The organism is Nostoc sp. LEGE 12447 (genome assembly GCF_015206985.1).
Classification (GTDB): Bacteria; Cyanobacteriota; Cyanobacteriia; order Cyanobacteriales; family Nostocaceae; genus Nostoc.
On the sequence record NZ_JADEXT010000022.1, the window covers coordinates 44961 to 56637 of the forward strand.

Annotated in this window: 8 protein-coding genes; 7 read left to right on the plus strand and 1 reads right to left on the minus strand. The window is 41.0% G+C overall.

All coding sequences use genetic code 11. The annotated features are described in order from the left end of the window. Positions 1-462: 462 nt before the first annotated feature. The 6 genes from dpdE (at position 463) to IQ274_RS21250 (ending at position 9968) form a co-directional block, all read left to right on the plus strand. Positions 463-3774 carry a protein DpdE gene (gene dpdE / locus IQ274_RS21225; protein WP_194143339.1) on the plus strand — a complete coding sequence of 1104 codons (3312 nt, stop codon included), beginning with the start codon at positions 463-465 and terminating at the stop codon, positions 3772-3774. 502 nt (positions 3775-4276) lie between these two features. Further along, positions 4277-6388, plus strand: a complete 2112-nt coding sequence (locus IQ274_RS21230; protein ID WP_163929216.1) for a hypothetical protein — start codon at positions 4277-4279, stop codon at positions 6386-6388. A gap of 93 nt (positions 6389-6481) precedes the next feature. Then, the gene (locus IQ274_RS21235; protein ID WP_194143340.1) at positions 6482-7576 is read left to right on the plus strand and encodes a DUF4350 domain-containing protein; all 1095 of its coding nucleotides are present in this window, start codon (positions 6482-6484) and stop codon (positions 7574-7576) included. A 72-nt stretch (positions 7577-7648) separates the two neighbouring features. Next, positions 7649-8599 (plus strand): AAA family ATPase, encoded by a 951-nt coding sequence (locus IQ274_RS21240; RefSeq protein ID WP_194143341.1) that lies wholly within the window; start codon positions 7649-7651, stop codon positions 8597-8599. Between the two features lie 125 nt (positions 8600-8724). Then, positions 8725-9204, plus strand: coding sequence for a YbjN domain-containing protein (locus IQ274_RS21245; RefSeq protein WP_190935596.1), 480 nt, complete (start codon positions 8725-8727; stop codon positions 9202-9204). 38 nt (positions 9205-9242) lie between these two features. Then, positions 9243-9968, plus strand: a complete 726-nt coding sequence (locus IQ274_RS21250) for a lipoate--protein ligase family protein (RefSeq protein ID WP_194143342.1) — start codon at positions 9243-9245, stop codon at positions 9966-9968. Between the two features lie 117 nt (positions 9969-10085). On the opposite strand, the gene rppA is transcribed toward IQ274_RS21250, so the two are convergent. After that, on the minus strand, positions 10086-10784 hold the full coding sequence (rppA, locus tag IQ274_RS21255) for a two-component system response regulator RppA (RefSeq protein WP_163929220.1): 699 nt from the start codon (positions 10782-10784) through the stop codon (positions 10086-10088). 66 nt (positions 10785-10850) lie between these two features. On the opposite strand from rppA, the gene hisG reads away from it, so the two are divergent. Further along, positions 10851-11495, plus strand: a complete 645-nt coding sequence (gene hisG, locus IQ274_RS21260; RefSeq protein ID WP_163929221.1) for an ATP phosphoribosyltransferase — start codon at positions 10851-10853, stop codon at positions 11493-11495. The last annotated feature ends 182 nt before the right edge of the window (positions 11496-11677 follow it).

An 11677-nucleotide genomic window follows, 5' to 3' on the forward strand; every position in this document is an offset into this window, starting at 1 on the left:
TGGCGATCATATAGTGGGCTGGTTTAGGCATCTATGCTGAGGGCAGAGGGCAGAAGGAAGAAAGAATAAAATTATAGAAAGCCTTGTGGTATAAGGGTTACAGAATCTCTACATTACAAGAACAGTCTTCAGGTTGGATCTGGATCTTTGTCACAAGTTCTACGACGACAGGCAAAATCTTAAAACCCTTCTGCCTCCTGCCTCCTGCCTTCTGCCTTAAAGCGCGTAACCTTTCATCATCACCAAAAGTTGCCAAGAACCCAATTAAAACGCAAATCAACCTTTAGGCTGATTTTACTAGTTAGGTCTGGTGGAGCGTAGGCGTAGCCCGTCGTAGACATCGCTAAAACGAAAAACAGTAATGCCAGTTTATTATCTATAATGTTGATCGACAAAACTACCAGATATAGGTGAAAAAACTAGTCTGGAAGGTTCTTTTAGTGTGTTCAGGGGACTGGATCTATGATTAAGCTCGGTTTATTGGTACAGTCCCAGAATAACTCTTTGGGTATCGGCAAAGTTACGGAAATATCTGATACCAATGCAAACGTTGAGTATTTTTGCTCTATAGGGCAACGTCTTCAAAAAACTTTACCTTTAAGTTCGCTCTCTGAGGTCAGACTTGAACCACAGGCTCGATGCTATATTAAGTACCAAACTCAGGATAAATGGATAGTTGGGAGAGTTTTCATTTGGGATGAAGATACAGAAATGTATCAAATTGATTTACCAGATAAGAAAACTGCGATCGCTACTGAAGAAGACATTTACGTTCGTTGTAATCTCCCAAACACAGACCCCATCGAAACTCTAGCGATGAAGGGTCACGAAACGCCTTACTTCCACGACAAAAGATTGGCTTTCGTCAAATCCTTGATTAAGCAACGCGCTGTCAGTCGCGGGATGACAGGACTGATTTCGGCAAATATTAATCTTTATCCTCACCAAGTTGAAGTAGTGCGGCGGGTACTGGAAGACCCAATTCAACGCTACTTGCTAGCAGACGAGGTGGGACTTGGAAAAACCATCGAAGCGGGTGCGATTCTGCGTCAATTCCTCTTGGATGAACCGAAAAAGGGTGCAGTGGTATTAGTTCCGCAATATTTACTCAAACAATGGCGGACTGAGTTAGAAAACAAATTTTACATTTCCCATTTTGGCAAACGGGTAGCGGTGCTAGCGGTTGAAGATATCCATAAAATCAACCTGAAGGCGAGGATAGGCTGCTTAATTTTAGATGAAGCTCATCATATCGCAGCAATGGCGACTTCTAAGGATGCAACAGTGCGCCAGCGTTTTCAGACTTGTAAAGAACTTGCTCATAAAAGCGATCGCTTACTTTTATTATCTGCCACTCCTGTTCTCAATCATGAGCAAGATTTCTTGGCAATGTTGCACTTGCTCGACCCAGCAACCTATAAAATTGGTGATTTAGCAGGTTTTCGCGCCAAAGTTGAAAGCCGTCAGGAAATTGGTAGACTTCTGCTTTCTTTCAAAGAAGATGCTGAACCCGTTGTTCTCAAAAGCAACTTGCAGCAACTACGAAACCTCTTAGCTGAGGATGAGTATTTCCTGAAGCTGGCGGATGATTTAGAAAATTGTTTACAAACAAATTCTCCAGAACAAGACCAAATCGTCCAAGCGATTCGTACTCACGTCAGCGATATCTATCGACTACACCGCCGAATGCTTCGCAACCGTCGCGCGGCGGTAGAAGATGTGATATTTGACCGCAATTTTACACCCAAAGAAGAGTACGATTTAGACGAGCGATCGCCTGATATCCACGAACTGCTGAATCAATGGCGTAGTGTTGCTCCTGCTGAACAGCCATATCAGCGAATTTTTCTGCTGTTATTTCTAGCGGCTGGTACTTGGTTAGGCATTTTAGAGCAGGTAATTACCGCCCGTTTAACTGGTAAGCCTCATGCTAAACTCATCCAGGAGTTTAAAGAAGATGATCTTCGCCTCTTAACTACAACCCCCAAGTTTTCTGGGGAAGAAGAGATTCTGCAATCCTTCCTGAAAATTATTCGTCAACCCCAAGAAGATGGAGGACGGACGGAAAATTTGAAAACTGTACTGCTGAATCAGCTAGGTACATACTTCAAAATTCCCGCAAACGTTCGGAAGAATCAAAAAGAATTCATCACGAGAATACAGCAGAGAATCAAGAGACCAATTACTGGCGATATTCTGCCAAAATTTATTGTATTCACCAGTTTTGTCCAAAGTTGTAGCGAAATAGTCCGGTATTTGTCTGATACCTTTGGTGCAGAGACAATCGCCAAACATCAATTTGGAGAATCACCAGACAAAGTTGAGGAAGGCTTAAATAAGTTTAGGAATAACCCAAACTGCTTTATTCTAGTATGCGATCGCTCAGGAGAAGAAGGGCTTAACCTCCAATTTGCTGATTGGTTAATTCATTTTGACCTTCCTTGGTCGCCGAATCAATTAGAGCAAAGACTTGGCAGACTTGACCGCATTGGCAGCAAAATTGGAGTCCAATCTTGTGTTTTGATTGGTCCCTATTTAGAAGATAGCCCTCACAATGCTTGGTATCAAGTATTAAAAGATGGATTTGGGATTTTCCAGCAATCAATTGCGAGTTTACAGTTTTATGTAGATGATAAACTTGCAGAATTAGAAACAGCTTTGTTTCAATCAAGTGCTGCTGGATTGTTAGAGATGATTTTACCAATTCAAGAGCAAATTGAAGCCGAAATCGCAAAAATTAGCGAACAAAATGCTTTAGATGAAATTGACGCTAACGATGAGATTGCCACCGAGTATTTTCAAGACCTCGATAATTACGATGCTTGTCATCTAGAAATGAAACGAGCAATTGAAGGCTGGATTTGTGAGGCGTTGGGATTTAGAGGACTCAATAACCCCGACTCATCAGAAATGCGACGTTATCAACCGTCAACGCGGACATTGGTTCCCATAAATGAGTTAAAAAACCGTTTTGCTGATAGTTACCTAGACCAATTTGGTACTTATAATCGCAGGGTGGCAAACCAGAATCCTGGGATTAAACTCTTTCGAGTTGGGGAAGGATTTGTCGAAGCACTCTGGAACTATATAAACTGGGATGACCGAGGTGAAGCCTTTGCAATGTGGCGCACTGATTCATCTTGGGATGCAAAAGAAGGGAAGGAGTGGTTCGGTTTCCAATGCAATTATGTAGTCGAGGCAAATTTAAGAATTGCCAAACAAGTTTTACTAGATAACAAACTCGATAGTTCTCAATTCAAAAACTTGCAACGACGTGTTGATGCTCTATTTCCGCCAATTATAGAAACTATCTATGTTGATGGTCGCAATGAGCCAATCCGCGTTGTTGAAGATAAAGCTCTCTTAAGTATTCTGCAACGTTCATATAAAGATAAAAACAATAATCAAGGACGAGATTACAATCTGGCAAAAGAGCGCTTAGGAATTATTGACGATTTTGTTGACCCTAGTAAATGGCAAAATTTCTGCTATCAAGTACGTAACACTTCTGCGGAATTACTTTCAAATCGTCCCGATTTTATTGACTTGTGCCAAAGTTGTGCTAAAGTCGCCGAAAAGAAATTAGCCAATAGAGTAGAGCAATTACGCCTGCGTCTAAACCAACAAAGTTGGGATAATGCCCTCGCTGAAGAATTGAAAATAGAAACTGCTTTAAATGCAGCCATTCTAGAAGGGATTCGCCAGCCCCAGATTAGGCTTGATTCTGTCGGTTTTATTGTTGTATCGGGGCGATCGCTCGTGCAATTTGAATGATATTATGTGAGCTTAAATAGCCTTAGTCAGTATACTAACCCCACCCCGTAAAAGAGGTGGGGTTTTTTACGACTTCCAAATCAGAGAATTATTACTGGAATATTTTGTATCGTTTGTTACTACAGGTGTTTTAATCAGGTTTAAGAAAAGTAATAATATTTTTGACTTTCCCTGAAAAACAACTAAGTATTAACACTGACGATACAGAAAAAAAGCGATGATTGTGAAAGTTGAAGATAAAACGTTCAAATCGCCTTGCTTGGATGGGAGCGATCGCTCATGCAATTTGAGTGATATCATGTCCGCTTCAAGAGCCTTGGAACCCTATTAGATTTAGAAAAACCGAGAGGTTTATAACCCCGGCTTCTTGAAGAAGTCAAGGTTCTTTTGCTTCATAACTCCTGCACGGATTTTTATCTTTTAGTTACTGGTGACATTGTTGTAAAAACATATATAGTAGTGCCTATATGTAAGGAGACTTGACATTAGTAAATGCAACACTATGTTAATTAATGAATTAAGAGATATTAATTTTATTATTTTTCCTGACTGGTCTAATTTAGAAACAGCAATTGCAGAAGATTTAACAAATGTTCTCAAAACTCTTTTTACACATCCAGCTAGACAAAATATAACATTGCTAATTGATAGCCAAAGTTTATCGAATGAATTACAAGATAATGCTAACTCATTGCTTTTTGAGACTGCTTTTACCCTGAGCTTAGAAGGAATTGTCTGTGAAGACCTCAATGTAGGGATTACAGGTCATTTAACTACACAAGAATGGTCTGTTATTAAATCATTCATTAACTTTCGCATTCCAATTAACAACCAATATCGCTACATTACCCAGCAGCCAGAAATTGTACAAATTCCGATATGTGAGTTATCAGAAATTTGCCAGCAAACTGTTTATGAAGCTGCTCGGCTAGAATCTTGGCAAAGATGGGGTGACTATTTCGCAGACAGTGAATCGCCCGAAAACGCTATCCCATATTACAGCAACTATTTATCCAGTTGTCCACACCAGATTGACTATTATCTGAAGCTAAGTAATATTTTCTATAAAACTGGTCAGATGCAAGGGGCTATCCTAACATTACACAACGGTATTAGCTATTGCCCTCAAGCAGAAGAACTGTATTTCTGGTTGATTATTCGCCTCAAGCAAAGTCACAATTATTTAGAAGCTCGTAACTTCGCTCAACAGGTTACGGATAAGTTTCCTGAAAACTATATATTTAAAATGTTAAGCCATCTTATGCTGCCAGAAATTTATCATACTCCTGATGAGATTGATACTTACCGAGCAGGGTTTCAGCATGGGCTAGAAAAACTAATTGAAGAAATCAGGATAAAGAGCCTTGAGGAGCAGAAAAAAGCTTTAACAGGAATCATGAATCATACGAACTTTTTTCTTGCATATCAGGCAAAAAATGATGTGTTGCTACAGCAAAAATATGGGCAGCTAGTTCACCAAACTATGGCGATAAATTATCCTCAATGGATTCAGGAACGTCCGATTTCTTCTATTAGGAGCAATCAGCGAATTAAAATTGGATATCTTTCCTATTTTTTGTGTGGCTGGAGCGGAACAGTTTTATTCTTAAACTGGCTGAAATATGCAGATAATCAAAATTTTGAAATTTATTCATATCATATAGGGCATCAAATTGATGCTGCCACTCAATTATTTCAGTCCTATAGTACAAAGTTCTATCATTTACCGAATAATTTAGAACAGGTTTGTCAACAAATTATTGATGACAGCCTTGATGTGTTAATTTTTCCAGAATTAGGAATGGATGCTACAACACTATGTATTGCTGGACTTCGTTTAGCACCGATTCAATGTATGGCTTGGGGACAACCTGTAACTTCTGGATTGCCCACCATTGACTATTTCTTATCTAGCGAACTGATGGAGCCAGTGAATGGGCAAGATCACTACACCGAAACCCTTGTCCGTTTGCCTGGTGTGGGGATTTCCTATCCTGCTATCAAAGTTGACTCAATCCGCCGCAACCGATTATTTTTTGGATTACGAGAAGATGCTATCGTCTACATCTCTAGTCAAGCTGGCTATAAATATCTACCACAGCACGATTACATTTATGCAGAAATTGCCCTTCAAGTTCCCAATGCTCAGTTTATGTTCCTTCGCTCTGGGATTTCTCAAGAACGTCTGAAACAGGCATTTGGGGCTGTAGGGTTAGATAGTCTTGATTATTGTGTATTCTCGCCTGTCTTACCGCGTGATGATTACTTTGACTTGCTTTCTTTGGCAGACATTTATTTAGATACTTTCGACTGGGCGGGTGGGAATACAACATTGGATGCGATCGCTTGCCATTTACCAATTGTTACTTGTCCTGGTGAGTTTATGCGAGGACGGCACTCTTATGGTTTCTTGCAAACTATGGGTATAACAGAGACGATTGCCGATGATGCCTCGCAATATATCAAGATTGCAGTGCGATTAGCAACAGATATTGGTTGGCGATTCTCAGTCCGTGAAGCTCTAAAACTCTCAACCAACGTTCTGTTTGACAATCCCACTGCTACCCAAAACTTAGAAACATTCATCAAGCAGGCGATCGCTTGGAGAAAATGAAGTCACTTAATTATATTTTTGACTTTACCTGAAAAATAAGTAAGTATTAGCACTATTGATTCTCAAACGAAGTGATTATTGTGAAAGTCGAAGATGAAACGTTCAAATCGCCTTGCTTGGATGGGAGCGATCGCACTAGCTGCGATCGTTTTGCTTACTTTGTTAGTGGCTCCCAATAATACAAAAATTAGCACTGGCTCTACTTATAACCGCGCCTCTGATGGATATGGTGCTTGGTATGCTTTTATGCAACAGAAAGGAATTTCTATCAAGCGTTGGCAAAAACCTTTTAGTGATATTCAAGCAGAAAATAGCCCAGTTACCTTTCTACAGGTAAGCGCCTATCCAAGGGAGACAGCATTGGATAGTCAAGAGCGGGAATGGGTAGAAAAAGGTAATACTTTGGTAATTTTAGGTGCAGGGGCGCGGGTTACAGAAGCGGAGTTTAGCACTATGCAAAAATCTCCTCAAGGCGATATCAAAATTGATACACGTAGACGATATCAGAAAGCTAACTCCAAGCAAGTTGATTTAGGCGATCGCTTTGGTGCTGTTGTCTGGGAAAAAAATTATAACCAGGGAAAGGTAATTTTTTCTACTACTCCTTATTTGGCCGCCAACGCTTATCAAGACTATTTAAGTAATTTCAAGTATTTAGCTAGTTTAGTAACTGAAAATAGTAACACTGTATTTGTCGATGAATACATCCACGGCTATAAAGATGCTGATGTCAGAAAAAAAGAAAGCGAAGGTGATTTATCTAGCTTTTTTGCTAAAACTCCTTTATTTCCAATATTAGTACAGGTAGGTATTCTGCTATTGGTGCTAACTTGGGCCCAGAATCGCCGCTTTGGGAAGCCAGTAGCTTTAAATACACCAGTTACAGATAATAGCGAAGCATACATCCAAGCTTTAGCGGGAGTCTTGCAGAAAGCTGATACCACCGACTTTGTTGTCGAGATGGTGGGTAAACAAGAACAACTCCAACTACAAAAAGCCTTGGGATTAGGACAAGTACTTTTAGAACCTCAAGTCTTAATCAATTTCTGGAAAGAAAAAACAGGCACAAGTGCAGCAGAACTGGATGCAGTTTTAAAGCTACAATCCCACAAACAACCTATCAGTGAGCGAGAACTGTTAAGCTGGTTGGGCAAATGGCGAAATATTAGGAAAATTCGTAATTCGTAATTATTTTTTTGAAGCTGTGCATAATATTTCTGTACCTGAGTATTTCTGAGTAAATTATTTATAAGCAAAAAAATGAGCGAAACTCATCCTATCTTAATTCACCTTGGTCAAGGTCTTAATCAAGTAATTGTTGGTCAATCGAGCCTAATACAACAACTTTTAGTAGCACTACTAGCGGGTGGACACGTAATTTTAGAAGGAGTACCAGGAACTGGTAAAACTCTCCTGGTAAAAGTATTAGCACAGTTAATTCAAGGGGATTTTCGCCGAATTCAACTAACACCAGATGTCTTACCTTCAGATATTACTGGGACAAATATTTTTGACTTGAATAGCCGCAATTTCACTTTGAAAAAAGGGCCAATATTTACCGAAGTCCTGTTAGCAGACGAAATCAACCGTACTCCTCCCAAGACACAAGCAGCACTGCTAGAAGCGATGGAAGAGATGCAGGTAACATTGGATGGTGAAAGTTTGCCCTTACCAGATTTATTTTGGGTGATTGCAACCCAAAACCCACTGGAATTTGAGGGGACTTATCCTTTACCAGAAGCCCAATTGGATAGATTTTTATTTAAGTTAGTGGTAGATTACCCAGATCAAGCAGCGGAAAAGCAAATGTTACTCAATCGTCAGGCTGGGTTTTCAGCAAGGCGTTTGGATATTAGCCGTTTGAAACCGATAGCAACAGTAGCCGACATCTTACAAGCACGACAAGCAGTTAAAGAAGTTAAAGTATCAGAAGCGATCGTTGATTATTTGTTAGCCTTGGTGAGAATATCGCGTCAATATCCCGATTTAACTTTGGGTGCATCGCCTCGCGCCGCCGGTGCTTGGTTGCAGACATCTCAAGCATTAGCGTGGTTAGCTGGCAGAGATTTTGTCACGCCAGATGATGTGAAAGCAGTTGCATCGCCACTGCTGCGTCATCGCCTCATTTTGAAACCAGAAGCAATGCTGGATGGTTTACAAATGGATGCGGTAATTGCGTCGGTAATTAATCAAGTACCAGTTCCAAGGTGAAAAAATTCTTGCTATATTCCAGGCTATTTGGAAAGTAGACCCAAAAGGAAGCTCAAACTAACTGCCTCCACAAGTTATAAAGTATGTGTAGATGAAACAGCGAGTATATTGAGAAAAAAATCTGTATGGCAAGCTACCAAGAAACCGTAACTAGTGACGAATCCATTAATGAGCTAATCGCCGAGACAACAGGCATTAACCATCTGGAGGTGATTGAAAATGTCATCGACTCTTTGGAACAAGATGATAGTGCGATGGTTAGTCATACTCCAGAGGGTGGCTATCTCTGGAAGTTTAAGTACGGAAGTGTGCAGGTATATGTCCAACTCAACGGTACAACCGATGAAGACACCATAACGGTTTGGTCTGCGGTGCTAAATTTACCTGCTAAAGATGAACCCAGATTGCTGCGTTATCTGTTGGAGTTGAACTGCTCCAGCACTTTTGAAGCGCGTTTTGGTATTATAGAAAACAAAGTGGTCGTAATTTCAACACGCACCTTAGCGGAGTTATCTCCCGGCGAAGTGTCTCGGCTGATTACGATTGTGGCAACCATCGCTGATAACAACGATGAAGCTTTACAAACTGAATTTGGTGCAACTTAAGGAATTTTGGATTTTGGATTGGGCTTATACTGCATTAGATGTATAGCAAGCAGGTGTGGCGACTAATTCCTTTGCTAGAGGCGACTGGGAATGTGCAAATGGCCATTGACAACTGGTTACTAGAACAGCACCAGTCTGGAAAACATCCCTCCACTTTGCGCTTTTATACCTGGTCGCCATCTGCCATTTCTCTTGGCTATCATCAACGACAATACCCTGAATATTGGCAAAATTTGACTTGGCAAGGGCAGAAATTGGATTTAGTGCAACGTCCTACTGGTGGACGGGCAGTATTACACCAAGGTGATTTAACTTACGCTGTAGTCACATCTGGAATTACGGGTAGTCGCCTCCAGGTGTACGAAAAAATTTGTGAGTTTTTGATTCAAGGGTGGCGATCGCTCGGCGTAGAATTACATTACGGTACAGAAGGGCGAGGTTACATCCACAACCCTAACTGTTTTGGCACAGCAACCAGTGCAGATTTAGTTTTGCCAGATGGTGCCAAACTCATTGGTAGCGCTCAACTGCGACGTAGTGGAGCAATTTTGCAACATGGTTCCATCCGTTTGCAACCCGATGCTGAACTGTTTGCTCAAGTATTTGGTGCAGAATCTTTTACGACTGTACAACTGCCTCAAAGTCTGAGTGTGGAAAAGATTATTGCAGATTTAATCACCGCAGCTAGTGATTGTTTTAATATGCAGATAGAGTTACAACCCCTCTCGCCCTCTGAGTGGGAAGAAATTTTGGCAAAACTATGATTTTCCTACCAATAGATATCTGGTGAAAAAGAATTTATAGATGTTGCAATGGAACTTCTCTACAGTGGTTTCAGGTAACGCATAATTAATTTTTAGAAATGAGTTGGAAACAGACAGCTAAACTGACTCCACTGAAGAAGCACCGAAACGATAGCCTTTGCCGTAGACTGTGTGAATCAGTGCTGTTTCTCTACCTACCTCAATCTTACGACGCAACAAACGAATTAATGCTGCAATCACATTACTACTGGGTTGTTCTGACTCTTGCCACAAATTTTCCATAATTTGGGCATGAGTCATTAGTTGTCCAGTGTGTTCCATAAAATATTGCAGCAACTGGCTTTCTTTTTGCGATAACTCAATTATTCGTCCTTGGCGATAGGCGACTTGATTTTCACAATCTAGTTCTAAATCAGCGACAGTTAAACGTCCGGTGGTGGTTTCATAGGTTTGAGAGCCAGAACGACGCAATAAAGCACGGACTCTGGCGAGTAACTCACGCAGTTCAAAAGGTTTAACTAAATAGTCATCAGCGCCAGCATCTAAACCTTGTACGCGGTCATCGAGAGTATCTTTGGCTGTGAGAAACAGCACAGGAGTGGTTTTGCCTTGTCGTCGCAATTGCTGACAAATCTCTAACCCCGTTTTTCCTGGCAGCATCCAATCTAAAATTAGTAGGTCATAACTGCCTGCTTGTGCATATTCGCTGCCAATTGTGCCATCGAAAGCGGCATCAACAATATAACCCTCACGAGTTAACAAGCGACTCAAGGGTTCAGTTAGTTCAACTTCATCATCAACTAATAAAATTCTCATGCTGCTGTGGTAAGCATATAGAGATATTATTCAACTGCTGGATCGCCAAGGATATTAAGAAAAAGAATGCTGACTGTTGCATTACCAAAAGGGGAACTCCTTAAAAATAGCATCCGCTTGCTACAATCTGTGGGATTAGATTTTAGCGCTTTTTTAGATTCAGGAACTCGCCAACTTCAAATTCCTGATACTAAGGGACTTGCAAAAGCTTTGTTGGTGCGGGCGCAGGATGTGCCTGTCTATGTAGAATATGGTCAAGCACAACTGGGTGTTGTTGGTTACGATGTGCTGCGGGAGAAGCAGCCGCAAGTTGCCCACTTGGTAGATTTGCAGTTTGGGTATTGTCGGATGTCAGTGGCGGTAAAAGCATCGAGTTCTTACCGATCGCCTTTAGATTTACCACCGCATGGTAGAGTTGCTTCAAAATATGTAAATTGCGCTCGTGAATATTTCCACAGTCTAGATTTACCCGTGGAAATCGTACCGTTGTATGGTTCAGTGGAATTAGGCCCGATTACTGGAATGTCAGAAGCGATCGTGGATTTGGTTTCTACAGGGCGGACTATGCGCGAAAATGGTTTAATTGAAATCGCTACTCTGTATGAAAGCACGGCGCGGTTGATTGCCCATCCTCTGAGTTACCGGATGAATACAGGTAATGTCAGTGATGTAATTGCCAAGCTGCGGGAAGCTGTTTTGGTAGAGGTTTAACAGTTATTAGTTTCAGAGTAGCGATCGCTCTACGCTACAGTTATAAAATCAATTCACAGCGTAGGCTAGAGCAACGTGAATTTGACTGATTGTCTAGTAACCGCCTAATTAGCGTAAATATTGAAACCTCTCCCTGGTTTTACTACCTAAAACCGTCCCTCTCCGACTCGGAGAGGGAAAAA